We start from the raw sequence: 24,192 nt of genomic DNA, 5'->3' as shown, positions 1-24,192 counted from the left end.
CCGGCCAGGGCCAGAATACGCGGTTTCCGCCGGCGGGGGCGAGGTTCGTCACTATCCGGGCCTGAAAGGGCCGGACGCCCTGGTGCCGCGGCCCCTTCGAAGGGACTACCCCGGTCGTGTCGCGGCGGCCAGGCGCGCGAGCGCCCCCAGGACGACGTCGCGCTCCCGGGTGGGCCACAGAGGCGGCATGGAGCGCGCCAGGAAGGCGCCATAGCGGGCGGTGCGCAGGCGCGGGTCGAGCACGGCGACGACGCCGCGGTCGTCGGCCCGCCGGATGAGCCGCCCCGCCCCCTGGGCGAGCAGAAGGGCGGCGTGGGTGGCGGACACGCTCATGAAGCCGTTGCCGCCGGCGGCCGCGACGGCCTCACTGCGGGCCTGGGCGACGGGGTCGTCCGGGCGCGGGAAGGGGATGCGGTCGATGACGACCAGCCGGCAGGTGCGTCCGGGCACGTCCACTCCCTGCCACAGGGACAGGGTCCCCACCAGGCAGGCGTCCTCGTCGGCGGCGAAGGCCTCCACCAAGGACGGCAGCTGGTCTTCGCCCTGAGCGTAGACGGTCAGGTCCGTAGCGCCGCGCAGGACCTCGGCGGCCTCCTCGGCGGCTCGGCGCGAGGAGAACAGGCCCAGCATGCCGCCGCCGCTGGCCTCGGTCAGGGCGAGGACCTCGTCGAGCGCCGCCTCGGAGATGCCCCTGCCGGGTCGGGGCAGGTGGGTGGGGGTGTAGAGGATGCCCTGGCGGGCGTAGTCGAAGGGGGTGCCCACGTCCACGCCGTCCCACCGGCCGGCGGCCAGGGCGAGCCCCAGGGTGTGGGCCATCGGCTCGAAGCTGCCGCCCAGGGCCAGGGTGGCCGAGGTCAGGACGGTGGCGCGGTCGGCCAGCAGGGAGTCGGCCACGGATCCGGCGACGTCGACGGGCGCCAGCGTGAGCCTGGGGGGCTCGGCGCCCATGCGGGGCCGCTCGATCCAGGCGACGTCGCGGCGCTCCCGCACCGAGTCCGAGGTCATGCGCTCGACGGCCTCCACCAGGTCGGTCAGAGCGGTGCGGGCTAGCGCCGCTCCCCCGGCCCCGTCGGCGTCGGCGCCCCTCCTGCCGGCCCTGGCGGCCTCGCGCACGTCGGCGAGCGCCTGGCGGGCCGCGCCGTCCAGGACGACGAGCGCCTCGTGCAGGGCGGCGGGCAGGCCGTCGCGCAGGCGCCCGTCGGGCAGGTCGGCCAGGGCGAGCTGGAGCTGCTGGCCGGCGGACTCCAGCTCGGTGACGACGATCGAGGCGCCCCGCCTGGCGGTGGCGGCCACCCGCGCGACGGCGGCCGCGGACAGGCTCGCGGTGCCCTGGGAGCGGACCCGGTCGGCGAGCTCGTGGGCCTCATCGACCACCAGGACCCGGTGCTCGGGCAGCACGCCGGTGTTGCCCGCCGCGGCGATGCCGAGCATGGCGTGGTTGGTCACGACGACGTCGGCCTCGGTGGCGGCGGCGCGGGCGAGCTCGGGGAAGCACTCCTCGCGCAGCGGGCAGGTCGGTCCCAGGCACTCGGCCCTGGTCACCGACACCTGCGCCCAGGCGCGGTCGGAGACGCCCGGGACGAGGTCGTCGCGGTCGCCGGTGGCGGTCTGCGCAGCCCACTCGCGCAGCCGGACGACCTGCTCCCCGGTTGAGCGCCGGCTCGCCTCGCCGACCCGCCCCGCGGCAGCCGCCTCCCCGGCGGAGAACAGGGCGCCGTCGTCGTCGGGGTAGCCGCCCTGAAGGCGGTGGCGGCACAGGTAGTTCTGCCAGCCCTTGAGCAGGGCGACGCCGGGCCGCAGCCCGGTGACGGCCTCGACGGCGTCGGCGGCCAGGGGCGCGTCCTTGGTCAGCACCTGGCGCTGGAGGGCGAGCGTCGCCGTGGAGACGACGGCGCGCTCCCCGGCGTCGAGGACGTGGACCATGACGGGGACGAGGTAGCCGAGCGACTTGCCGGTGCCGGTGCCGGCCTGCACCAGCAGGTGGTCGCCGGTCTCCAGCGCGCCGGCCACGCGATCGGCCATCTCGACCTGCCCGGCGCGCGGGGCGCCGCCGAGGCGGCGCACGGCCTCGTCGAGGGCCGCCCGGGTGCGCCGGCCGCACCCGTCCGGGGGCGAGGGCGGCGGGGCGGCTGATGTCGGCGGCACGGCCGTGAGGATACGTGAGGACACCGGGCGGCAGGCCCGCGCAACAGGCGGGCTGGGGCCCGCGGCAGGACGATTCGCGTCCCGCTGCGCCGCCAGAAGGCTCGGCCGCCCAACAGCTAACAACATGCAGAAGTAGAGGAAGCTAGCAACAACCCCGTTAAGAAAGCCGAATAAATACCCCCTCCTTGATGTAGTCGAGACCACAGCAACGCGAAGGAGCACACGTTACCATGATCGATGACACAGGAAGGAGGAAAATTAGGAAGGAAGTTGCCGACAGGGAGCCCAGGAACCGAGAGCCACGTCGCACAGAGATGTGTTGCGCTTAAGGCGGTTCCGGGCAAGCAGCATGTTCATTCGTATCCGACCACTCAGATCGCACTCACCGCACCGAACGCGGCTCAGCAACAGGAGGAGACACCATGAGACGCCGTTCGCTTATTGCCGGATCGGTCTCAGCAGGCCTGGGCGCAGCCCTTTATAGAATCGTACCCGAACTGGCTCCGGCCCAGGCGGCACCAGCCACCCCCTGGTACGAAGAGCCCCTCGACGACCTGGAGGTCGTCGAGACCACGGTCAACGAGGACAACAATCCCGTATCGTGCACCGCGCAAGGACACGATTCGTCCGGCAACCCGATCGTGCGCAACTGCACCAGCTGAACCTATCTCTGCTCCCCCACACCGTGAGCGAAGTGACACAGGACTATGCCGGCTTTCTCCTCCGTATTCAGAGTCCTCGTGGGCGTCGTGCTGCTGGTCGCCGCGGCCGCGCAGCACCGCGACCCGCCCGGCAGGAGGCTCGACGCCATCGACCGCTACAGGATGGTCCCGCGTCCGCTCCAGCCGGCCTGCCTGGCGGTCCTGGCGGGGGCGAAGATCCTGCTCGGCGCCGCTCTCATTGCGGGAGCGCACCGGGTCGTCACCTGCATCGCCGGGGGCCTGCTGTTCGTCTGCTTCGCGGCGGCCATGGCGCAGGCGCTCCTGAGGGGGATCGTCACCGAGTGCGGCTGCTTCGGCTCCCTGACCAGGACCAGGGTCAGCCGGATGCTCGTCGTGCGCAACGCGGTGGTCGTCGTCATGCTCTTCCTGGAGGCCAGGCCGCCAGCAAGCGCCCCTGGGTGCTCGTCACGGGGCGCGGCGACGCCGTCGTCCTGACGGCGGCCGGGTGCGTCGCGCTCGCCGCCGCCGCGCTCACGGGCGCCCGGCTGTCACGAGCGCACCGGCGGCGCACGAGCGCACCCCCGTCGTCGTCCTCGGAGTCCGGGGCGCGCATATAGGGCGGCGCGTGCCCGGGAGGGGCTACGGCGCCGGCTCCGAGGCGGCCTCCAGTTCGGCGGCCAGGGCGGGATCCACCCGGGCCACGACCCGGGTGCCGGCCTCGACGTACTCCACGGCGTCGATCTCGCCGTCGGCGTGGACGCGGGAGACCAGGTCGCCCCGGGAATAGGGCACGACAACGTCCACTGGCCTGTCCGGGCGCGGCAGCATGGCCTCGATGCGCGAGCGCATCTCCTCGATCCCCTCGCCGCTGCGGGCCGAGACCTCGATCGCCCCGGGCAGGCGGGTGCGCAGGGCCGCCAGGGCGACGGCGTCGACCAGGTCGACCTTGTTGAGGACGATGAGCTCGGGGACGTCGAGCGCCCCGGGGATGTCCGCGAGCACTGCCCGCACGGCCGCCACCTGGCCCAGAGGGTCGGGGTGGGCGGCGTCGACGACGTGGAGGAGGATGTCCGCCCCGGCCACCTCCTCCAGGGTGGAGCGGAAGGCCTCGATGAGCTCGTGGGGCAGGTTGCGGACGAACCCGACCGTGTCGGTGAGGGTGTAGACGCGCCCGTCGGCGGTCTCCGCCCGGCGCACGGTCGGGTCCAGGGTGGCGAACAGGGCGTCCTGGACCATGAGGCCGGCGCCGGTGAGCCGGTTCATCAGGGAGGACTTGCCGGCGTTGGTGTACCCGGCGATCGCGACCGAGGCGATGGGGCCGCGTCGGCGCGAGCCGCGCTTGACCTCACGGGAGGGCGCCATGGCCCTGATCTCGCGGCGGAGCCTGGCCATCCGGCGGCGGATGCGGCGCCGGTCGAGCTCGATCTTGGTCTCGCCGGGGCCGCGCGACCCGATGCCCTGGCCGCCGACGACGCGCCCTCCGGCCTGGCGCGACATGGACTCCCCCCAGCCGCGCAGGCGCGGCAGGAGGTACTCCAGCTGGGCGAGCTCGACCTGGGCCTTGCCCTCGCGCGACTTGGCGTGCTGGGCGAAGATGTCGAGGATGACGGCGGTGCGGTCCACGACCTTGACTCCCACGACGTCCTCCAGGGCGCGGCGCTGGGAGGGGGCGAGCTCGCCGTCGACGATGACCGTGTCGGCTCCGGCGTCGACGACCATCTCGGCGAGCTCCCTGGCCTTGCCGGACCCGAGGTAGGTGGCGGGGTCGGGGTGGTCGCGCCTCTGGATGAGGGCGTCCAGGACCTGGGAGCCGGCGGTGGAGGCCAGGGCGGCGAGCTCGGCGAGCGAGGTCTCGGCGTCCTGGGCCGCCCCGGGCGACTGGGCCGCGGACGCGGCGGGGCGCGACAGGTCCAGGCCGACGAGCACGACCCTCTCCAGGCGGATCCGGCGGTACTCGACCTCGCTGACATCCTCGAGCTCGGTGCTCAGGCCGGCGACGCGGCGGGTGCCGGCGCGCGCCTCGCGCTCCAGGAGGCCGTCGTCATCGGTCTCGCGGCCGGCGTGCTCGCCGGCGGTGGAGGCCAGGGCCGTCCCGGCGCGGGACAGGACGCGGCTGACAATGTCCTCGGGCGTGGGCGGCCGGCCCGGGCCGGCGGCGTGCGGGCGCTCCGCCGCGTCCGCGGGGTGCGCGGCGCCCGTGTCGGGCGCGTCATCGGGGCCGGGGGCGCCGCCGCGGTCCGAGTCGTGAATCGAGCGGCTATTCGAGCGGTGAGTCACAAGAGAGTCCTAATTCGTATGTCCGTATGCATGCAGCAGCCCGGAGCCCGGCTCGGCGGAACTGCCCGGCCTGCCGGACGCGGGTGAGGGATCGGGGCGACAGCGGCGAGCCGTCACCGGCTCAGCGCATACGAGAACTCCACATGGCCGCATCGTAGCGCCACACGAGGTCCCGGGCCAATGAGGCCTCCCGGCCACGTCCCGCCGGTACGCTCACGGCGTGAGCACGACGGCCTCCCCGGACCCGCCCGCCCCTCAGGGCCGACGGGACCGGCGCGGCCAGGGGCAGCCCGGCGCCCCGCCCGTGTCGGTGCGGGGCGTGATCGCGACGCCCGTGGGCCGCCTGACCCTGGCAATGCTGGTGGTCGAGCTCCTCGCCGGCATGCAGGTCTACATCAACCAGACGGTGCTGCCGCTGGTCGCATCAGACCTGAGCGCCCGGGCGCACTACGGCCTGGTGACGGCCGCGGCGACGGTGCCGACCTTCCTCACCATGCCGCTGGGCGGGGCGATGCTGACCAGGTGGCGCGCCGACCGCCTCATGACCGTCCTGACCGGGCTGCTCGTCGCCGGTGCCGCCGCGGGGGCGCTGGCGCCCGACGTGGGCGTGTACGTCCTGGGGGAGGTCGTGCGCGGGATGGCCGCGGGGGCTCTGTCCACGGTCACCATGGGGGCGATGGTCGCGGGGCTGCCCGAGGCGTGGCGTCGCGCCTTCCTGGCGGCGAGCTCGGCCATGTGGGTGGTCTCCTCGCTGGCCGGGCCCGCCTATGCCGCCGCCATCAGCTCGGGGTGGGGATGGCGCTGGGCGCTGGTGGCCTACATCCCCGTGCTCGTGGCCGCCCGGCTGGTCATGGCGCGGCAGATCCGGGGCCTGCGGGTGCGCGACGACGACGACGGCGCCCCGCTCGCGGCGGCCCTCGTCATGGCCGGCGGGGTGGCCCTCATCGGGGCGGTGCCGGCGTCGGCGCCCTGGTTCTGGCCGGTCTCGGCCCTCGGCCTGGGCGGCGTGGGGTGGGCCTGCTCGCGCGTCTTCCCCGCCGGCGTGCTGCGGCTGGCGTCTGGGCGCCGGGCGGCGCTGGCGACCCTGACGTGGGTGTGCGCCTGCTACTTCGCCCTCGACTTCCTCGTCTCCCCCGCCGGCCACGACGTCCTCGGCCTGGGCCCGGGCGCGGTCGGCTGGGCGCTGACCACGGCCGGGGTCCTGTGGAGCACAGTGGCCGTGTGGTGCGGCGCGCATCCGGCACGGCGACGGCGCGCCTACCTGGTGCGCACGGGTGCGGGCGGGCTGCTCCTCGCCCTCGGCGGCGCGCTCCTGGCCGCAGCCCTCGCCGGGGCGGCGCCGTGGTGGGGACTGCACGCGGGCTGGGGGATCGCGGGCCTGGGCATGGGTCTGACCCACCAGGACACGCTCATCCGCTGCGTGACCGACCCGGTCGAGCTGGGCAGGGCGGCGGACGGGATCTCGGAGGCCCGGTCGGCCACCGCTGTGACGGTGGCCGGAAACGTCGGCGCGGCCGCCCTGGGCACGCTGGCGACGACCCTGGTGGCGCCGACGTCGGCCGGGGTCGAGGAGCGGCTCGTGGTCCCCGTCGTCGTGGTGCTCACGATCATGCTGGGCCTCACGCCGCTCCTGGCCCGCCGCGCCGCCTGAGGCCCCGGCGGGCCAGGCGGTAGCCTCGGGGCGTGAGCGAGCACTACTTCACCCCCTCCCCCACGGCCGCCGCCCGGGAGCGCACCCGCTCCTTCGTCATCCGCGGCCACGAGCACATGGTGACGACGGCGTCGGGCGTGTTCTGCCCCGACCGCCTCGACAGGGGCACGCGGGTCCTGCTCGACCACGTCCCGGACCCGCCCGCCACCGGCGCCTTCCTCGACCTGGGCTGCGGCTGGGGCCCGATCGCGCTGGCGCTGGCCGACGCCGCCCCGCACGCCCGCGTGCTCGCCACCGACGTCAACGAGCGGGCCCTGGAGCTGACGGCCCGCAATGCCGCGGCGGCCGGGCACGCGGGCGTGCGCGTGCTCGAGGCCTCCGCGCTGCGGGCGCAGCTCGAGCGCGACGCCACCCGGCTGGATCTCATCTGGTCCAACCCGCCGGTGCGCATCGGCAAGAGGGCCCTGCACGCGCTGCTGGCCTCCTGGCTGGAGCTGCTGGCCCCCGACGGCGAGGCGTGGCTCGTCGTCGCCAAGAACCTGGGTGCGGACTCCCTGGCGGCGTCGCTGGCGGGCGAGGCCTACGAGACGGTGCGCACGGCCTCCTCCAAGGGCTTCCGCGTCCTGCGCGTGCGCCACTGAGCGCCGCAGAGTCCAGAGTCACATCCCGACGAGCCGTTCAGGAGCGACCCGTGTACGCCATGCAGTACGCCATCAACCTGCCCGCCGACTACGACATGCGGATCATCCGCGACCGCGTGGCCGCAACCGGCCGCCTCATGGACGACTTCGCGGGACTCGAATTCAGGGCCTGCCTGATCCGGGAGAAGGCCAGGGGCGCCACGCGCAACGCCTACGCGCCCTTCTACGTGTGGCGCGACATTGATGGGATGCGATCCTTCTGCTGGGGCGAGTCCGGCTACTCCTCGATCGTGCGCGACTTCGGCCGCCAGCCCATCCAGGACTGGACCGTCGCGCGGCTCGTGCCGGGCCCCGCCCCCTACGCCGACGCCAGGAGCCTGACCATGTCCACCGTGCAGCTGCCTGAGGGGGAGGCCCCCTCCCGGTGCCTGGACGCGGTCACCCGGCCGTTCCTGACGCGAACCGACAGTCAGAGCGTCACCCGTCTGGCCGCTGTCGACATCACCACCTGGACGGTCGTGCTGGTCGAGCTCTCCTGCCGGCCCGCCGAGCAGACCGACCCGCGGCTGACCGGCTACGAGGTGCTCCACGTCTCGGCCGCGCACTGACCCGCGGCCGCGTCCCGGCGCGCGGCGATGCCGATGGAGGCGCCGACGCGCCGACCGGTCCGCAGAGCGCCCCGGCAGATCCCGCGTGCTCCAGGGCGCTGTCGGCCGGCGAAGAGCCGCCCGCTCCTCAGGACGTCTCCCGCGAGACCGGCCGGCGGAGCCCGGGCACCGGGGCCTGCGTGTCCTCAGCGCTGGGACGCGGCCGCCTGCTCCACCTTCAGGGAGGCGCTGCTGACGTCGCCGGCGGGCGTGGACCAGCGTCCCGCCCGCACGTCCAGGACCAGTCCGACGCCCAGCGCGACCAGGGCGGGCACGATCCAGCCGGTGGAGCTGTCCCACAGCCCTGTGCGCGCCAGCAGGTCGCTGGGGGCGGTCCAACCGGCCTCGGCCAGTGCGGAGACGGCGCCGAGCACGCCGGCGACGCTCACGGACCACAGGTAGGCCGAGCGCAGGTGCCCCGGCGCCAGCGCGTCGATCAGCGTGACGACGACCAGGCAGATCGCCAGCGGGTAGAGCAGGAAGAGCAGCGGGGCCGTGATCTTCAGGATCGCGCTCAGGCCCAGGTTCGCCAGGACGATGGAGACGGCCGTTCCCGCCAGGAGCTGGCGGTTGAAGGAGACGGCCGGCCAGGCGGTGTAGGCGTAGCCGGCCCAGGAGGCCAGCAGCCCCACCGCCGTCGTCAGGCAGGCCAGCATGACGATGCCGGCGAAGACGATCACCCCGCCCCTTCCCAGCGTCAGGGAGGCGGCCGTGCGCAGCAGCTCGGTCCCCTCCGTGGTCTCGGTGGTGACGTCGCCGGGGGCGCGCGCCCCGATGAGGGCCAGGCCGATGTACACCGCACCCAGGAGGACGGCGGCGATGCCCCCGGCGATGGTGGTGCCGCGCACGAGCCTGCCGGGGGCGGCGAAGCCGCGCTCCCGCAGGGAGGTGATGACGACGATGCCGAAGACGCTCGCCGACAGGACGTCCATGGTCAGGTAGCCCTGGGTGAGCCCGGTCGCCATCGGGGCGCTCGCATAGGGTTCGATGGCCGGCCGGCCGAGTCCCCGGGCGCTCAGGATCGTCGCCCCGCACAGCACCGCCAGCAGAGCGAGGAGGGCTGGGGTCAGCCAGTGGCCGATGCGGTCGGCCAGCCTGCTGGGGCGCAGCGCGATGAGGACGGAGGCACCGAGGAAGACCACGACGTGGACGGCCAGGGTCAGGCGCGAGTCGCCGACGTCCATGAGATCGAGGACCGGACGGGTCGCCAGCTCATAGGCGACCGTGGTGACCCGCGGCACGGCGTAGAACGGGCCGATCGACAGGTAGACCGCCAGGGGCATGGCGACTCCGAAGCGCGGTCCGACGCGACGGGCCAGGCCGAGGATGCCCTCTCCGGAGGTGGACACGGCCACGATCGTGGCCAGCGGCAGCAGGACGCCGGTGATGAGGAACCCGACCATGACCGCGGCCAGGCTGCGGCCCGAGGCCGCGCCCAGCAGGGGCGGGAAGATGAGGTTGCCCGCCCCGAAGAAGAGGGCGAAGAGCATCAGGCCCGTGGTCACGATGCTGGTGACGGGACCGGGGCCGGGGTGCTGATCGGTTGTGGAGGTCATAGTGCCTGTCTCTTTACTCGGTGTGCCGTCAGTATGTCTCCCTGTGAGCCGTGAGAAAACGCTCGGCGTCAGTGGGAACAGCCCCACGCCGCGTCACGGCAGGTCATGACCGGGGCCGCCCGGGGCGGGCCCGCCCGGTGATCTCGGCGGGCCCGGTCAGCAGCACGGTGGAGCCCTCGGCGAGAGGGTCGGCGCCCACGTGCACCCCGATCTCGCCGCCGGGCACGAGCAGCCGGTAGTCCTTGGGCGCCCCCTCGCCCTCCCACACGTGCAGGGCCACGGCCGCGGCGCAGCAGCCGGTTCCGCACGAGCGGGTCTCCCCCACGCCGCGCTCCAGCACGCGCAGGCGCGCCCGGCCCACCCGCTCGCCGGTGGCGGCGTCGGCGTCCTGGCCCAGCGGCACCACGAGCTCGAGGTTGGTGCCGGCCGGGGGCGCCGGCTCGTAGACGACCGGGGCCCCCGAGCCGGTCAGGCCCGCGAAGGAGGCGGCGTCGAGCTCCTTGTCGCCGCCCAGGGCGACTACGGTGTGCGGGTTGGGCACGGAGACGGACAGGGCCGCGCGCTCGCCCTCCAGGCCGGGGACGACGACGGCCGTGTCCCAGCCGTCGGCCTCAATGTCGGCCCGGGCGCCGTCGGGTCGCGTCAGGCGGGCCTGCCCCATGTCGACCGTCCACAGGTCGCCCATGCGGGTGATGGTGCGCGCGCCCCCGCGGGTGCCGATGGTGATGGAGCCGCCGTCGGCCACCGGGCACAGCCCCTCGGCGTCCAGGACGGCGGCGAACAGGCGGGAGGCGTTGCCGCACATCTCCGCCACGGAGCCGTCGGCGTTGTAGTAGTCCATGAACCACTCGGCCTCGGGCACGGCCTCGCGGAAGGCCCGGGCGCCAGGCAGGAACCGGGTGCGCACGACCCTCACGAAGCCGTCGGCGCCGAACCCGGCGCGCCGGTCGCACACGGCGGCGATGTCGGCGGCGCTCACCGGCACGTCCCGCTCGGGGTCGATGAGCAGGAGGAAGTCGTTCTCCGTGCCGTGGCCCTTGATGAGCTCGTGGCCCGCGAGGCCTGAGGCAGCAGTCATGGCCTCCAGCCTAGACGAGTGGCTCCGGGAGGCGCCGAGCGCGCCCCGTCCGCCTCGGCGACCAGGCGGAGGGCCTGCTGCCTCACGCGCCGGCGCTCGCCGGGCCTCCACGTCCCGGCGTCGTCGAGGGCCGCATCGAGCCAGTGGATGCGCGGGTCGCGGCGGAACCACTTGATCTGCCGGGAGGCGAGACGACGGGTCGCCCGGGCCGTGGCCTGAGCCGCGTCGGCCTCGGTGAGCCGTCCTCGGAGCACGTCGATGGCCTGGGCATAGCCGATGGCCCGAGAGGCGGTCCGCCCCTGCCCCAGGCCCGCCGACATGAGCGCCTCGGTCTCGCCGACCAGCCCGGCGTCGAACATGGCGGCGGCGCGCGCGTCGATGCGCGCGTTCAGGACGGCGCGGTCGACCCGCAGGGCCAGGTGGAGCGTCGGCACGAGGTCCTCGTAGCGGGGCAGGGTCGCGGAGAACGGCCTGCCGGTGACGGCCAGGACCTCCAGGGCGCGCACGATCCGGCGCGTGTCGGACGGCTCGATGCGCCGGGCGGAGGTGGGGTCCGCCTCGCTCAGCTCTTCCCACAGGCGCCGTGCGCCCTCGCGGCGGGCGCGCTCCTGAAGGGCCGTGCGCACCGCCGGGTCGGTGCCGGGGAAGTCCAGGGCGTCGGTGACCGCACGCGCGTACAGCCCGGAGCCGCCGACGATCATGGTGCGGGCGCCGCGCGCCTCGGCGCCCTCCAGGTCGGCGCGCGCATGACGCTGATAGGCGGCGACGCTGGCGTCCTCGCGCACGTCCAGGACGTCGATCTGGTGGTGGGGATGGCCGCGCCGTCGCCCGGGCGGCAGCTTGGCGGTGCCGATGTCCATGCCGCGGTAGAGCTGGGAGGCGTCGGCGTTGAGGATCTCCACGCCGCCCGCGTCCCGGGTGAGCGCGTCGGCCAGGTCGAGTGCCAGCTCGGACTTGCCGGTGGCGGTGGGGCCGACGACGGCGATGCGGACGGCGGACGGGCTCACCGCGCCCTCACAGCTCGGGCAGCAGGGGGCGCACCAGGCTCAGGGCCTGCGTGCACGAGGACAGGGCCGTCTCCAGATGGAGGCGCAGCTGGGTGTCGGTGACCCCCGAGCTGAGGTCGATCAGGTAGGTGGCGCGCACCAGCGAGCCCGACGGGGAGTCGATGATCGAGACCGTCGGGAAGAACTTGTCGCGGTTCCAGTCATTGACGCTGGAGGCCAGCTCGTCGCGCATGCCCTCGCCCACCGGCTCATCCCAGTCCCCGGAGACCAGGAGCCAGCCCTCGTGCCCCTCCGGGATCTCGATGACGAACGGGTAGGAGTCCCATGTGCCCAGCAGGCAGGGGTGCCCGGACTCGGCGTGACGCTGCACCCCGTAGCCCATGGTGTCCGTGATCATCGTCTCCATGCGGTCCAGCGTGAGCCCGCTGGTGGTCTCCGCGTCCTCATCCGGGTGGGGGGCGCGGGGCTCCTGGGCGACGGGCGCGGCGTCGCCCCCAGGCCCGCTCGCGCGCGCGGCCGCCGGGCCCGCGAGCGCCCGGGAGCCGCGCTCAGCGCGGCGACCGGGCGGGCGGGCGGAGGAGGACCCGCGCGCCGGACGCGATCGCTCGGCGGGCTCGGACTGGCCCTGCGGCTGCCCCAGAAGCCGGGCGAGAAGATCGCTCAGGCGGCTCATGGGTCCAGCCTGCCGCGCAGCGGGTCCGGGAAGAGGTCCTCCGCCTCTCTCATGAGAGCGACGATCAGCCTGCACCCGGTCAGGACGAAGTCCCCGAGCTGGGCGTCGGTCATCCCGGCCTCGAGGGGATAGGTGACCTCGCCGTGGAGCCGGACGATACCGCCGTCGGCTATGGTCAGGTAGGCCTTGGGGCCGATGCGGGTGGCGTTCCACTCCTCGACCAGGCGGCGCAGGGCGGCCAGGTGCTCGGTGTCGGCGATGCGGTGCCACACGCCGCGCAGCTGGAGGGCCCGGGTGTCCTGGAAGATGGCGTGGACGGTGACGTAGCGCCAGGGGATGCCGATGTCGCCCTCGTCGTCCAGGAAGAAGCGCAGGCCCAGCTCGCGCACGCAGGCCATAATACGGTCGACATCCACCGGCGCCGGGACGGCGGGGGCGGGTGCGTCGGCGGCGCTCATGGACTTGGACCGAGTCATACGGCCAGCCTAACGGCCCTGGCCAGCGACAACAGGGGTCGCGGGCCATGGTAGGGGCCACTCTTGCCGCGGGCGGAGCCGGGATCGGGCCCGGTGAGCGGTCCTGCGCCCGGCCCCGGCGCCGCCGTCCCATGCCGCCTTGGGCCTCTACGCCGTCTCACGCCCCGCTCATATCCCCCGGCTGCGTCGGCGGATGCGGTCCAGGCGGGCGAGGTCCGACGGGGAGGGCGGCTCCCGGGCGGGGCGCAGGGCCTCCTCCAGAGCGGCGCGCACGTCGTCGCCGAGGCGGGTGCCGATGGCGACCAGCCCCGGTTCGGCGGGGCGCGCGGGCCGCGCGGTCTCCAGGTGCACCTGCCCGGCGACCGCGTTGACGACCACCCGCCGCGCCCCGTCCGAGGGTCGAGGGGATCCCGGGCGCCCGGCGGAGCCGGCGACGTCGAGGACGCCCTTGAGCCGGTAGGCGTCGGCGGGCGGGCGCTCCAGCAGGTCGGCCAGGGCGCCCGGCGAGACGGGCAGGGCGGCGGGAACGGTGAGGCAGTCCGCGTGGGCGTGCCGGTGGCCGCCGTGCGCCTCGGTGCGCGCAGTGCGGGTGAGCTCGGCCAGGGGCAGCTCGCCCGGGGGCGTGGCCTCCTGGGCGACGTCCATGACCAGGAGCGGGTCGATGCGGCCGTGGTCGGCCTCGACGACCAGCGCCCGCGGGTTGCGCGCGCGGGCGCGGCCGGCCACGCGTGCCAGGGCCCGGCGGCGCTCCCCGGCATCCAGCAGGTCGGTCTTGGCCACGACGACGAGGGTCGCGGCTCCGTACCGTGCCGGCGGGGCGCCGCCGATGGTACGGGCGTCGTTGATGGCGTCGACGACGTCGATGAGGCCGGCGTAGCGCACGCGGCGCGACGCCGCGGAGCGAAGGAGCCTGACCAGGTTGGGCGGCTCGGCCAGCCCGGAGGCCTCGATGAGGATGGCGTCCAGGTCCGTCCGGGCCGCGGTCAGCCGTTCCAGGGCGGTCTCCAGCCCGCCGGCGTCGGGCATGCAGCACAGGCAGCCGCCCGCGACGGAGGCGGGCTCGTCGACCTCGCCGCTCACGAGGGCGGCGTCGACGTTGATGTCGCCGAAGTCGTTGATGACGCACCCCAGGCGGGCGCCCGGGGTGCGCAGGAGGTGGTTGAGGAGTGTCGTCTTGCCGGCCCCCAGGTAGCCGGTGAGGGCGATGACGGGGACGCGGGGCCGGCTCGCCGGTCGTCCCGGGGTCACTGGTCGGTGGCCTGGGCGGTCGCGGCCGCGGACCGCGCCTGCGTCGCGATGGCGTCAACGGCCTCGTTGAAGGCGGCAGAGGTCTTGGAGGCGCCCGCGAGCGCGGTGACGTGGGCGTCCTCCACGCTGTGGCCGACCACGGCGCCGCTGATCTCCTGGGAGAAGCCGTCAATGTACTCCCGGGACCTGGAGGCGAAGGGGTGCCCGGTAATGGTCACCCCGGTGATGTAACCGGACTCCAGGGTGAGGGCGACGTCGATGGAGTCCTCCTCGATGACGTCGTCGAGCACGCCGTAGGACTGGGTGGCCGTATAGGTGCCGTCGGCGTAGGGCCCGCCCGTGGGGCTCGCCGCCGCGGTCGCGCCGCCGGCCGCCGTGGCGGAGTGGGCGGGGTTGGCGCTCTGCGCCCTGCCCGCGTACTCGTCGTTGCCGGGCCTGGCGTCGCCGCTGCCGCATGCGGTCATGCTGGCCACGGCCAGGACGGCGCCGGCCGCAGCGACGGACCGGCGCGCCACGGGCGCCCGGGCGCCGCTCCCACTGTGCGCACTCACTCGTTCTCCTCCCCCCGGCCGGGCTCGTCGCCGGACCCGGAGGCCGTCGCCAGGGCGGCGTCGGGCCCCTCGGAGGACTCCGCGGCCTCGGCCGTCGCGGACGGATCCTCCGGCGCCGCGCCTTCCTGGTCCGCGCGGGTCCCCTTGCCGAAGTCGAGCATACTGCGCCCGCGCCGGGTCTCGGCGGTCTCGTTGGTCCTCTCCCCCACGAGCCTGCCGTGGTTGAGGAGGATCTCGCGCTGTGCGTTGGAGGCGACGTGGGCGTCGTGGGTGACCACGATGAGGGTGGTGCCCTGGGCGTGGAGGCGGTGGAAGATGTCCAGGACGAGCTGCTCGTTGGCCTCGTCGAGGTTGCCGGTGGGCTCGTCGGCAAGAATGATCTCGGGGTGGTTGATCAGGGCGCGGGCGATGCACACCCGCTGCTGCTCGCCGCCGGAGAGCTGGGAGGGCAGGTGGCGGGCGCGGTCGGCCAGGCCCACGCTCCCCAGGGCCTCCATGGCCTCCCTCTCATCGGTCATCGAGTGGTAGTACTGGGCGACCATGACGTTCTCCACGGCCGTCAGGTGCGGGATGAGGTGGAACTGCTGGAAGACCAGGCCGATCACGTTCTTGCGGATGTCGGTGAGCTGGGAGGCGTTGAGGCGCCCGAGCTCGCGCCCGTCGAGGGTGACCGTGCCCCTCGTGGGCGTGTCCATGCAGCCGATGATATTCATCAGGGTGGTCTTGCCCGACCCCGATGAGCCGACGACGGCCAGCCACTCGCCCCGCTCGACGTCGAGGCTGAGGTCATCCACCGCGTGGAGCTCGCCGTAGATCTTGTAGACGTGGGACAGCCGGAGCAGCATGTCATTCCTCCCTCAGGACGAGCGCGGGGTCGATGCGCGAGGCGCTGCGCACCGGAGAGTACGAGGCGATGACGGCGACGACCGCCGTCATGAGGACCGCGACCACCGCCAGCCACCAGGTGAAGCCGACGGCCTGCTCGAAGACCCCGACGGACACGGCCACGGCCAGACCGTACCCGACCGCCGTGCCAATCACTCCGCCGATCAGACCTAGGGCGGCCGCCTGGGAGTAGAACTCGAGGCTGATGGCGCGCCCGGAGGCGCCCAGGGCCTTGCGCAGGCCGATCTCGTTGCGCCGCTCGGAGACGATGACGGTCATGGTGGTGGACACCCCGACCAGGGTGAGGGCGAGGACGACGAGCGAGACCACCCAGAACAGGGTGTTGAGCATGGTGATAATGCGCGTGTCGCCGGAGGTGATCTTGGAGACCGGCTCCGCCTGGATGCCGTCGTGGGAGGCGTCCACCGCCTGGACGACGGAGGACATCGGGACCTGGGAGGTGTTGACCGAGTACTCGACGACGTCGTAGCCGGGGCCCGCCACGCCCGTCAGGGCGTCCACGTCCGCCTCGTTGGCGTAGATGATGTCATCCTCGTCGCCGCCGGTGTCGACGACGCCGGCGACCCGCCACTCCGCCTGGTTGGCGGCGGTCGATCCGTCCCAGCCGGACGAGCCGGCCGTTCCCGCCCCCGGGCGGCCCGGGGCCGCTGTCGAGGAGGCGGAGGGGCCCGCGGTGGGGCCCGCGGAGGGGCCCGCGGTGGGGCCCGCCGTCGGGGTCGCCGCGGCGGCCGCGGTGTCGCCGTCGGAGACGAGCTTCAGGTTGTCGCTGGAGAGGTACTCGGCCGTCACGGTGGAGCCGACCGTCAGGCCGGCGGCGTTGGCGACGTCCAGGCCGATGAGCACCTCGCCCTGGCCGGGCCAGGAGCCCCGGACCTCCCAGTGCCCGTTGAGCGCGCTGACCCTGTCCGTATCGATGCCGGCGACCATGTAGGGGCTCTTGTTGACGCGCACCGTCTCGTAGCGGTACGAGGCGGTGCTCACCTCGTTCACGGCGGTGCCGGTGGCGGAGGCGACGGCGCCGGTGGCGGCGTCGACGGCGGCCTGGCTGACCCGCGTGGCGCTGCCGTCGGCCGAGACGGGCACGACGATGAGGTTCGCGCCGAACTGGCGCATCTGGGCGCTCATCTGCGCGGGCACGGCCAGGCAGACCGCGGCGAGGCAGAACAGCGTAGCCGCGCCGACCGCGGAGGACAAGACGGCCACCAGGACCCGGCCGCGGCGCCGGAACACGGACCCCAGGAGCATGGTGGCGAACATGCGGCGGTTGGTCATGGGACGGTTCTTGCGGGACACGCGTCTCACCTCCTGTGCAGGGCCGTGGCCGGTTGGATGCGCAGAATGGATCTCATGGAGGAGGCTGTCGCCAGCAGCAGGACGGCGGCGATGAGCAGGGCGACCAGGACGAACACCATCGGGCGCATGGTGATCGTCGAGCTGAAGACGACCTTGCCGATCACCTGCGCCAGGCCGGAGCCGACCGCGGAGCCGACCGCCAGGCCGATCACCCCGATCACGGCGGTCTCCCCCAGAATCAGCCTGATGACGGAGACCGAGTCGGCGCCGATGGCCTTCATGAGCGCGAACTCGCCCGTGCGCTCCACCAGGGAGGCGGTCGTCAGCGAGGCGACGGCCAGGGCCGCGGCCACGAGGGACAGGCCGGTCATGAGGATCATGAGGGCCTGGGTCTTCTCCAGGACATTGCCCTCGACGGCGGCCACCTGGCGGACCTGCTTGGCGACCGAGCCGGTGACGACCTCCTCGATCTGGTAGGCGATCGAGGACGGGTAGGCGGTGCAGTACCAGGTCTCCCAGTCCGCCCGGGACAGGAGCTCGGGGTTCGCGGCGGCCTTGCGGGACAACTCGTTCTCCGGGGTCGTCAGGGCCTTGACCTCGATGCGCTCGACCTGCCCGGCGTGACCGGTGAGGTCCTGCACGTCGGCCAGGGGCGCGTAGAGGGTCTTGTCGTCGTCGTCGCCGGAGGCGTAGACGCCGGTGACGGCGAGCTCCTTCGTGCCGCTCGCGCCGGCCAGGGTGATGGTGTCGCCCGCGTGGACGCCCAGCTTCGAGGCGAGCGCGGAGCCCACGACCGCCTCGTCGGCGTCGTCGGAGGGCCACGCGCCGTCGAGCCTCCACCACGAGCGCATGGTGGTCACCCCCGCGGTCACGCTCTCGCCGGTGGACAGCGCCAGGTCCTTGTTGAACCAGGTGCCGCGCACGCGCACCGGGCCGCCGTCGGCCGAGCCCGAGGAGACGTCCAGGTGCGCGGTCAGCGAGGGGGCGAAGTCGACGATGTTGTAGGCCCAGAAGATCGTCTTGATGTTGCCGACCTCGTCCTCCTTGAGGAAGGAGGTCGGGTCGGGAGTGTCGCCGGTCTCGTACAGGCCGGAGACGACGGCGTCGGTCTTGGGCTGGACGACGATGTTGGAGCCGTAGGTGGTCAGCTCGGCGTTGAGCTTGTCGCCCACGTCGAGGACGACGCCGAGCATCGCCACCGAGATCGCGGTGGACAGGGCGACGGTCAGGGCGATGAGTCCGCGGCGCCGGGGCTGGCGGGTGAAGGAGCGGGACACGAGCCGGGCGAAGAACATCAGTGCTCCTCCTGCGCACGGGTGGGGCGGCGGGTCATGCGAAGATCTTCGCGGAGTCGTCCAGGGCCGAGGTGGGGACCATGAGGCTCCCGCCGTCGACCGTGAAGTCGATCGGGATCGGGTTGCACCCGCCCTTGAAGCCGATGGTGGCCGGGTTGATGGCGACGTCGCAGCGCTTGCAGATGATCTTGCCGTTCTTCTCGTAGTAGCCGGCGGGGCCGCAGTTCTCGCAGGCATCCAGGCCGACGCCGTAGGCGCCTCCATTCTTCAGGATCGTGATGAAGCGGACCTCTGTGCCGCTCGCGTCGTAGGCGAAGCGGTGCAGGTGCCCGTCGCTGATGTCCGCCAGGGCGACGACGGCGTTGCCGTCCCTGATCTCGTAGGGCTCGGGCGGAGAGAGGGTCGGCACCTCGTTGACCTTGGCGACAGCGACGGTCCGGGTGGCAACCAGGGCGCCGAAGCCCAGGGCGGAGGCCAGCACCCAGCGGCGGGAGCGGCGGCGCTCGGCGATCTCGTGGCGCCGGCGGGCGGGGTTGGGCTGCTCGGGCACGCGGCGCAGCGTCGCGGCGAAGGCGACGGCCATGGGGATGAGGAGGACTCCCGCCGCCGCCAGCAGGACGATGCCCGCAGTGTTGTTGGTCAGCCAGACCGTTGCACGGAAGGCCTGCCCGTGAAGAAGCACGATGTGCGAGCCGTGGAGGAGGGCGGCCAGGGCGGTGAGGTGCGTCAGCACGACCAGCAGGCCGAGGACGACGACGCCGGCGCGGGTCAGGCGGACCGGCGAGCGCCGGCAGGTCCGGTAGTACATGAAGGCGAGGACGGCCACGGCCGCCCACGCGCACAGGAAGCCGAGGACCCGCAGAAGCATGTCCGAGGTGAAGGTAGCCTCTCCCGGCTCGATGAAGGCCGTCAGCTGGAGGATCATCTCCGGCACGGCCCGGAAGAAGGCCAGTGCCAGGGCGATGCAAGCGACCGCGTTGGCCAGCGGGGCGAGGCGCCCCTGCCAGCCCCAGGACGGCCGGGCGACAAGCACGACCAGCACGACCAGCAGGGCAAGGTCAGCCAGGACGCAGGCCGCGAGCGTCGGGATGTTGACCTCCGTGCGGGAGATGATGACGGCCGCCGCGCGCAGCGCGGCGAAGACGACCCCCGCGGTGAGCCCCGCGACGGAGGCTCCCAGGCGCCAGCGGCTCGCGCGTGGCCACCCCTCGGGCCGAGGCGGCCCGAGCACGACGGCGAGAGCGGCATAGAGCAGGAACGGCAGCGTCATCCCGCCCACGACGGAGACAAAGCGTGCCAGCATGTCCAATCAGTCCCTTCAGGTTCGGGCCGGTCTTGCCCAGTTGCACATCCAGTTGTCCGTGGTCGGCGACCGGCCGCGGTCGGCACCCGTTGTCGGCGGGTACCGACCGCCCCGGCGCAGCCGGACCGCGTCGAACCCTCACGAGGCCTCATGAGCCCCGGAGGCCTTGACGGGGAGAGCGGCTCGCGAGGCGCGCGTGCGCCCCGCGGGCCGGAGGATCACCACTCCTGCGGCGTGTAGTCCCAGTCCCGGCTGAGCTCAATGGGCGCGTCCCAGAAGCGTCCCTTGACCCCGGTCTCGGGGTCGACGTGAAGCATCCAGCCGCTCTCCGCCGGAGAGTGGATCTTCAGGGTGAGGGTGTACTCGCCAGCGCCGGGAAGCTTGATGTTGCCTCCGTAGTGCGGGCCGTCGGAGGCGTTCATCGACATGAAGGTGCCCTCGGCCGCGACCTTACCGCTGGACTTGTCCGTAATGGTGTAGTCCACCTTCAGGCCGGGGACGAAGTCGCCCGCGCCGTAGCCGAGGTCATTGTCCTTGTCGCCGGTGATGTCGGCCTCGAGGTGGAAGGAGGCATCGGAGGCCTTCAGACCCATACCGGCGGGCTCCATGTCGACGGGTTGGAAGTAGACGACAGAGACATCGAGCTCGTTGACGCCGTCCTTGCCCTGGGCGATCTGCTGGTCGCCGACCGGGTACTCCTGGAAGCCGGCGCCAGAGTCCTCCCCGGCCTCCTGGGTGGCGGAGTCGGCCGCCTTGTTGGAGTTGTTGCAGGCGGTCAGGCCAAGAGTCCCGGCGAGGACGAGGGCGCCGACGGCGCTCATGACCTTGAGCTTGGTACGCATGAGAATTCCTTGCTGGTGGGGTAACGCGACGTCGGGCGACGGGCGTCGGTCTTCCGGTCGGGTCCAGGACCGGGCCGGGAAGCTCGGGGAGCGGACAGTGAGCGCCGGAGCACGGGGCTCAGCCCTCACTTGTCCGCCGGTGAGAGATCCGCGGGCGGATCGTCGGCTGATGCAGGCGTCCCGGAGTCCTCTGCGCCGTGCGAGCCTGCGGGGTCGCCGGAGCCTTCGCCCTCGGAGGAGGCGGAGTCCTCTGGGGCGGCGGCGTCGGCCGATGCGGCGGAGAGCTCGGCGCCGTCGTCGGCCTTCTTCTCGGCCGCCCCGACCGAGTCGCCCGTCTTCGCGGCCCTGACCCGGTCCTCGCGGCGCCTGCGCACCGCGGAGATGACGAACAGGACGATGACGACGGCGGTCATGACCGCCTGGGCGATCAGGGTCTGCTTGTACGGGTAGAGCCCGAGGTAGTCGTAGGTGGGCCAGCCGGGCAGGTAGGAGGCGGGCACGAGGTCGCCCTCGATGAGGGCGTGGACGCCGCCGCCCGCGAAGATGACGACCAGCACCGCCATAATGATGCTGGTGATGGCGAAGAAGGGGCGCAGCGGGATCTTGACGCTGGTGAAGCGGATGAGCAGGAAGATCAGGACCAGGCAGACCGCCGCGGCGGCGAATCCCTGCCAGATGCTGGCGGCTCCGGAGGGGTTCATGGTGAACAGGGCCTCGTAGAACAGGACCGTCTCGGCGCCCTCCCGGAAGACCGCGAGGAAGGACAGGGACGCCAGCGCCCAGAAGCCGCCGGTCGAGATCGAGGACTCGGTCTTGTCCCTGACGTAGGCGTTCCATGCCGACACGGAGGACTTCGACAGCATCCAGTTGCTCGTGAACAGCAGCATCGCCATGGCCACGAGCGCGACGACGCCCTCCAGGATCTCCTGGTGGGAGTCCGCGGAGTCGTACAGGACCGCGAAGAGCACGGCGACGACGCCGGAGCCGACCAGGCCCAGCACCAGGCCGGCGTAGATGAGCTTGATGCGGTCCCTCATGCCCGCCTTGACCAGGTAGGCGATGATGGCGGCCACGACGAGGATCGCCTCCAGGCCCTCGCGCAGCAGGATGATGAAGGCCTGCCCGAAGGAGCCGGTGAAGAAGGCCTTGAGCGGGTTGACGCTCGCCGCGGCGCCGCCGTCGAGGACGGCGGCGTCCTCGGTGAGCATGCTCTTCAGGTCCTCGGCGTCGGCGGTGATCTCGGAGATGTCCGCGCCGTCGACCATCGCCTGGCGCACGACCTTGAACTGGTTCTCCACCTGGGAGACGCGGTTGCCGGAGATGGCCGCCATAACGGTCTTCTCGAAGCCGAGCTTCTCGTAGTAGCCGTAGTAGGCCTTGTTGATCAGATCGGCGCCGCCCCGGCCGTCGCCGCTGGACGCCTTGTCCACGGCCTGGTCGATCAGCGGGGTCATCTCGGCGGCGACCTCGGTCCACGTGCGGCCCTCGCGGCCCTTGTTGACGTTCTTCCTACTGGCCTGGATCTCCGCGCGCTCGGTGGCGATGGCGTCCGCCTGGGCGGTCGCGTAGTCCCGCGGCGAGGCCAGGGAGCCGATGGCGTCGAGCGCGGTGCCGGAGCCGGCCAGGGAGGTCTTCAGGGAGGTGACGCCGGTGGTGATCGCGGCGTCATTGCCGGTCTTGTAGGACTGGGTGCGAAGGTCCTCAAAGGCCTCCTGCTGCTTGGTGGCGGTGTCCTGACCAAGGTTGTCCTTGACAACGGTTCCCATGTTGGAGGCCCCGTAGCTCGTCGAGTAGGCCTTCTGGAAGGTCGCGGCGGCGCCGGCGGTGTTGCCGGACTGGTACTGCGTCAGCGCCTCGTCGAGGTCGGAGGAGACCGCCGCGGCGACCGCGCTCCAGGTGTCGTAGTCGGTGGCCCCGCCCTGCGAGGCGCTGGCGCTCGGAGTGGCCGGCGCCGACTCATCGGCGCGAGCACCGCCGGCGGATCCCAGCGGGGAGAGCACGCCGAGGAGCAGCAGAAGCACCGCCGCGAGGGCGATCAGCGCCCCCGGACGATGCGCAGGATCGTCCGCGGCCGGGCGGGAGAGGGGGAGACGGCTGTATGGCATTGATGCGGTCTTTCACACGACGCTGACAGGTACCGGAGCCAGGTTCGGTAACTCTGATGTTTGCATATTAGGTTAGGTTTCACTGCTCGTCGACGACAAATCACTACCACAGGAAGGCGCACGCCGTGTCATCTCCAGCCGCGCACGGGCCGCGCACGGTGCGCGGGCCCGGCCCCCTGACGCAGCGGTGGCGCTTCGAGGCGACCGGGACGCGCTGGGAGGTCCTCACCTCCGCACCCCTGCCCCTGGAGCTGCGCGACCGCCTCGCCTCGCTCGCCGGCTCCTTCGAGGAGGTGTGGTCCCGCTTCCGTCCCGGCTCCCTGGTGCGCCGGGCCGCCGACGGCGAACTGGGAGCCGGGCCCCTCAGCCTCGACCTGCCGCCGGGCTCGGCCGTCCTGCTCGACCTGTACGACCGTCTGCACCGCGCCACCGGCGGAAGAGTCGACCCGCTGGTGGGAGCCGACCTGGTCGAGCTCGGCTACGACCCCGACTACTCCTTCGTTGTCCACCATGGCGCCGCCGCCCGCGTCGGGGCGGTTCACGGCCGCCCCGCCTGGGCGCAGACCGCTCGGCACGACGGCGACCGGCTGCACCTGGCCCGTCCTGTCCTCATCGACGTCGGGGCGGCCGGCAAGGGCTTCCTGGCGGACCTCATCGCCCACGAGCTGCGCGGAGCCGGGATCGGCGCCTTCGTTGTCGACGGCTCGGGTGACCTGCTGGTCTCCTCTCCCGAGCCGGTGCGCATCGGCCTGGAGGACCCGCGCGCACCGGGCCGGGTCATCGGCTCGGTCTCGCTCACCGACGCGGCGGTCTGCGCCTCCGCCACCGGCCGCCGCTCCTGGGCGGGCGGGCTGCATCACCTGCTCGACGCCCGCACCGGCCTGCCGGTCCGGGGCGTGCTCGCCACCTGGACGGTGGCGGCGACCTGCGCCGAGGCCGACGGCCTGGCCACGGCCCTGTTCGTCGCCGCCCCCGAGGCGCTGGCGCGGGCGGGCTTCCGCTACGACTTCGCGCTCATGCGCACCGACGGCACCGCCGCGGTCTCGCGCGGCCTGGCCGACCTGCCCGGCGAGATATTCACCGTCTGATCCGCCCGGCGGAGGCCTGCCGCCGAGGCGAGCCCCGGCGTCGTCGGCCTCAGCTTCGGTGATTCGCCCGTTGGTGGCGGGGTTGCGGTGAAGGTGATCGTTCCGCCTGGGATAACGCGGTTTGCTGAAGATCGCATGGTTCCAGGAGAGCGAGCCCTCAAGGTGAAGCGCCTGCAGACAGGGGCTCAGGGCTCTCGGGGCTGTGGACTGCCGGGCGACGACGGCGCTGTGCCCGCCCGGACCAGATGATCCGGCCTGTCCCGGGTGCCGGTGGCATGATCGCCTTTGCACGCGCCATCGCCGGCAGTCAGTCAATATTCGTCGAATATTCACCACCTTTCCCGACCCGCCTTGCACAAAAGCCCTCGTTGAGCTGCCTGGTGTTTCTTGGACTGTGGTGGAGAAGAAGACGAGCTCGAGTGAGGTGCCTGGTGTTTCTTGGACAGTGGTGGAAAGAGTACTGTTTTGAGAGATGAGGTATAATCTGATTATGTCGGCACAGAGATTCGGTAGTGAGCTCAAGGAGCAGGTCGTCCTTGAGGTCGTGGAGAAGGACCGGACAATAGCCGAGGTGGCGAGGTTCTACGGCCTGGTTCCTCAGACGGTGGGAAACTGGGTCAAGAAATGGAGGAAGGACCACCCGGAGTCCGTGGACTCCGAGGTCGGTGCGGAGCAGTCGGCGGAGAACAGGAGGCTGCGTGCCGAGCTGCGGGAGGCCAGGATGGAGATCGACTTCCTGAAAAAAGCG

Annotated in this window: 22 protein-coding genes; 7 read left to right on the top strand and 15 right to left on the bottom strand. The window is 72.8% G+C overall.

The window, feature by feature from the left end; genetic code table 11:
- Positions 1 to 105: 105 nt before the first annotated feature.
- Positions 106 to 2,022 carry an ATP-dependent DNA helicase gene (locus O145_RS12085; protein WP_043563368.1) on the bottom strand — a complete coding sequence of 639 codons (1,917 nt, stop codon included), beginning with the start codon at positions 2,020 to 2,022 and terminating at the stop codon, positions 106 to 108.
- 545 nt (positions 2,023 to 2,567) lie between these two features.
- On the opposite strand from O145_RS12085, the gene O145_RS18285 reads away from it, so the two are divergent.
- Complete coding sequence (locus O145_RS18285; protein ID WP_156966751.1) at positions 2,568 to 2,807, top strand: hypothetical protein; 240 nt, start codon at positions 2,568 to 2,570, stop codon at positions 2,805 to 2,807.
- Between the two features lie 45 nt (positions 2,808 to 2,852).
- Positions 2,853 to 3,302, top strand: coding sequence for a MauE/DoxX family redox-associated membrane protein (locus tag O145_RS12080; RefSeq protein ID WP_043563360.1), 450 nt, complete (start codon positions 2,853 to 2,855; stop codon positions 3,300 to 3,302).
- 144 nt (positions 3,303 to 3,446) lie between these two features.
- Here the strand turns inward: O145_RS12080 and hflX are convergent, their stop codons facing one another.
- On the bottom strand, positions 3,447 to 4,928 hold the full coding sequence (gene hflX, locus O145_RS12075) for a GTPase HflX (RefSeq protein ID WP_229118544.1): 1,482 nt from the start codon (positions 4,926 to 4,928) through the stop codon (positions 3,447 to 3,449).
- Between the two features lie 511 nt (positions 4,929 to 5,439).
- Here hflX and O145_RS12070 point away from each other — a divergent pair.
- The 3 genes from O145_RS12070 to O145_RS12060 are packed head-to-tail and all read left to right on the top strand — an operon-like array spanning position 5,440 to position 7,984.
- Complete coding sequence (locus O145_RS12070; protein WP_084682585.1) at positions 5,440 to 6,735, top strand: MFS transporter; 1,296 nt, start codon at positions 5,440 to 5,442, stop codon at positions 6,733 to 6,735.
- A gap of 32 nt (positions 6,736 to 6,767) precedes the next feature.
- A complete protein-coding gene (locus tag O145_RS12065; protein ID WP_043563356.1) occupies positions 6,768 to 7,376 on the top strand; it encodes a class I SAM-dependent methyltransferase in 609 nt (202 codons plus the stop codon).
- A gap of 59 nt (positions 7,377 to 7,435) precedes the next feature.
- Positions 7,436 to 7,984 carry a DUF4865 family protein gene (locus O145_RS12060; protein ID WP_229118543.1) on the top strand — a complete coding sequence of 183 codons (549 nt, stop codon included), beginning with the start codon at positions 7,436 to 7,438 and terminating at the stop codon, positions 7,982 to 7,984.
- A gap of 185 nt (positions 7,985 to 8,169) precedes the next feature.
- Here O145_RS12060 and brnQ read toward each other — a convergent pair whose 3' ends face one another.
- From brnQ to O145_RS11995, 13 genes are all read right to left on the bottom strand, one after another.
- A complete protein-coding gene (brnQ, locus tag O145_RS12055) occupies positions 8,170 to 9,579 on the bottom strand; it encodes a branched-chain amino acid transport system II carrier protein (RefSeq protein ID WP_043563352.1) in 1,410 nt (469 codons plus the stop codon).
- 103 nt (positions 9,580 to 9,682) lie between these two features.
- Positions 9,683 to 10,657, bottom strand: coding sequence for a diaminopimelate epimerase (gene dapF, locus O145_RS12050; RefSeq protein ID WP_043563351.1), 975 nt, complete (start codon positions 10,655 to 10,657; stop codon positions 9,683 to 9,685).
- A complete protein-coding gene (gene miaA / locus O145_RS12045) occupies positions 10,654 to 11,664 on the bottom strand; it encodes a tRNA (adenosine(37)-N6)-dimethylallyltransferase MiaA (RefSeq protein ID WP_043563349.1) in 1,011 nt (336 codons plus the stop codon). Before miaA ends, dapF begins: the two co-directional genes overlap by 4 nt.
- Before the next feature lie 7 nt (positions 11,665 to 11,671).
- Positions 11,672 to 12,337, bottom strand: a complete 666-nt coding sequence (locus O145_RS12040; protein WP_043563347.1) for a type III secretion system chaperone family protein — start codon at positions 12,335 to 12,337, stop codon at positions 11,672 to 11,674.
- Positions 12,334 to 12,813 (bottom strand): YbjN domain-containing protein, encoded by a 480-nt coding sequence (locus O145_RS12035; RefSeq protein ID WP_043563345.1) that lies wholly within the window; start codon positions 12,811 to 12,813, stop codon positions 12,334 to 12,336. The genes O145_RS12040 and O145_RS12035 overlap by 4 nt, the downstream gene beginning before the upstream one ends.
- A 168-nt stretch (positions 12,814 to 12,981) precedes the next feature.
- Positions 12,982 to 14,061, bottom strand: a complete 1,080-nt coding sequence (locus tag O145_RS12030) for a CobW family GTP-binding protein (RefSeq protein ID WP_043563344.1) — start codon at positions 14,059 to 14,061, stop codon at positions 12,982 to 12,984.
- Positions 14,058 to 14,612 carry an FMN-binding protein gene (locus O145_RS12025; RefSeq protein ID WP_043563342.1) on the bottom strand — a complete coding sequence of 185 codons (555 nt, stop codon included), beginning with the start codon at positions 14,610 to 14,612 and terminating at the stop codon, positions 14,058 to 14,060. Before O145_RS12025 ends, O145_RS12030 begins: the two co-directional genes overlap by 4 nt.
- Positions 14,609 to 15,457: an ABC transporter ATP-binding protein gene (locus O145_RS12020; RefSeq protein ID WP_043563341.1), complete on the bottom strand. Its 849-nt coding sequence runs from the start codon at positions 15,455 to 15,457 to the stop codon at positions 14,609 to 14,611. The genes O145_RS12025 and O145_RS12020 overlap by 4 nt, the downstream gene beginning before the upstream one ends.
- Before the next feature lies 1 nt (position 15,458).
- Positions 15,459 to 16,811, bottom strand: coding sequence for an ABC transporter permease (locus O145_RS12015; protein ID WP_229118542.1), 1,353 nt, complete (start codon positions 16,809 to 16,811; stop codon positions 15,459 to 15,461).
- 5 nt (positions 16,812 to 16,816) lie between these two features.
- Positions 16,817 to 18,106: an ABC transporter permease gene (locus O145_RS12010; RefSeq protein ID WP_043563339.1), complete on the bottom strand. Its 1,290-nt coding sequence runs from the start codon at positions 18,104 to 18,106 to the stop codon at positions 16,817 to 16,819.
- 34 nt (positions 18,107 to 18,140) lie between these two features.
- Positions 18,141 to 19,409, bottom strand: a complete 1,269-nt coding sequence (locus O145_RS12005) for a DUF2318 domain-containing protein (RefSeq protein WP_043563337.1) — start codon at positions 19,407 to 19,409, stop codon at positions 18,141 to 18,143.
- 218 nt (positions 19,410 to 19,627) lie between these two features.
- The gene (locus O145_RS12000; RefSeq protein ID WP_043563336.1) at positions 19,628 to 20,251 is read right to left on the bottom strand and encodes an iron transporter; all 624 of its coding nucleotides are present in this window, start codon (positions 20,249 to 20,251) and stop codon (positions 19,628 to 19,630) included.
- Between the two features lie 125 nt (positions 20,252 to 20,376).
- Positions 20,377 to 22,356, bottom strand: coding sequence for an FTR1 family iron permease (locus tag O145_RS11995; RefSeq protein WP_084682583.1), 1,980 nt, complete (start codon positions 22,354 to 22,356; stop codon positions 20,377 to 20,379).
- Between the two features lie 125 nt (positions 22,357 to 22,481).
- Between O145_RS11995 and O145_RS11990 the strand changes: the two genes are divergently transcribed.
- Positions 22,482 to 23,444, top strand: coding sequence for an FAD:protein FMN transferase (locus O145_RS11990; RefSeq protein WP_229118541.1), 963 nt, complete (start codon positions 22,482 to 22,484; stop codon positions 23,442 to 23,444).
- Between the two features lie 490 nt (positions 23,445 to 23,934).
- A partial coding sequence (locus O145_RS11985) for a transposase (protein WP_043563363.1) occupies positions 23,935 to 24,192 on the top strand: 258 nt, incomplete at its 3' end.

The sequence above is a fragment of the Actinomyces israelii DSM 43320 genome (assembly GCF_000711965.1).
GTDB lineage: Bacteria > Actinomycetota > Actinomycetes > Actinomycetales > Actinomycetaceae > Actinomyces > Actinomyces israelii.
This window is presented reverse-complemented; position numbering and strand designations above follow the sequence as displayed.

Bases quoted from the DNA above. Each gene is read 5' to 3' on its own strand.
- O145_RS12085 (WP_043563368.1), bottom strand. From the start codon at position 2,022: ATGGCCGATCGCGTGGCCGGCGCGCTGGAGACCGGCGACCACCTGCTG.
- O145_RS18285 (WP_156966751.1), top strand. From the start codon at position 2,568: ATGAGACGCCGTTCGCTTATTGCCGGATCGGTCTCAGCAGGCCTGGGC.
- O145_RS12080 (WP_043563360.1), top strand. From the start codon at position 2,853: ATGCCGGCTTTCTCCTCCGTATTCAGAGTCCTCGTGGGCGTCGTGCTG.
- O145_RS12070 (WP_084682585.1), top strand. From the start codon at position 5,440: ATGCTGGTGGTCGAGCTCCTCGCCGGCATGCAGGTCTACATCAACCAG.
- O145_RS12060 (WP_229118543.1), top strand. From the start codon at position 7,436: ATGCAGTACGCCATCAACCTGCCCGCCGACTACGACATGCGGATCATC.
- brnQ (WP_043563352.1), bottom strand. From the start codon at position 9,579: ATGACCTCCACAACCGATCAGCACCCCGGCCCCGGTCCCGTCACCAGC.
- dapF (WP_043563351.1), bottom strand. From the start codon at position 10,657: ATGACTGCTGCCTCAGGCCTCGCGGGCCACGAGCTCATCAAGGGCCAC.
- O145_RS12040 (WP_043563347.1), bottom strand. From the start codon at position 12,337: ATGAGCCGCCTGAGCGATCTTCTCGCCCGGCTTCTGGGGCAGCCGCAG.
- O145_RS12035 (WP_043563345.1), bottom strand. From the start codon at position 12,813: ATGACTCGGTCCAAGTCCATGAGCGCCGCCGACGCACCCGCCCCCGCC.
- O145_RS12020 (WP_043563341.1), bottom strand. From the start codon at position 15,457: ATGCTGCTCCGGCTGTCCCACGTCTACAAGATCTACGGCGAGCTCCAC.
- O145_RS12010 (WP_043563339.1), bottom strand. From the start codon at position 18,106: ATGTTCTTCGCCCGGCTCGTGTCCCGCTCCTTCACCCGCCAGCCCCGG.
- O145_RS12005 (WP_043563337.1), bottom strand. From the start codon at position 19,409: ATGCTGGCACGCTTTGTCTCCGTCGTGGGCGGGATGACGCTGCCGTTC.
- O145_RS12000 (WP_043563336.1), bottom strand. From the start codon at position 20,251: ATGCGTACCAAGCTCAAGGTCATGAGCGCCGTCGGCGCCCTCGTCCTC.
- O145_RS11995 (WP_084682583.1), bottom strand. From the start codon at position 22,356: ATGCCATACAGCCGTCTCCCCCTCTCCCGCCCGGCCGCGGACGATCCT.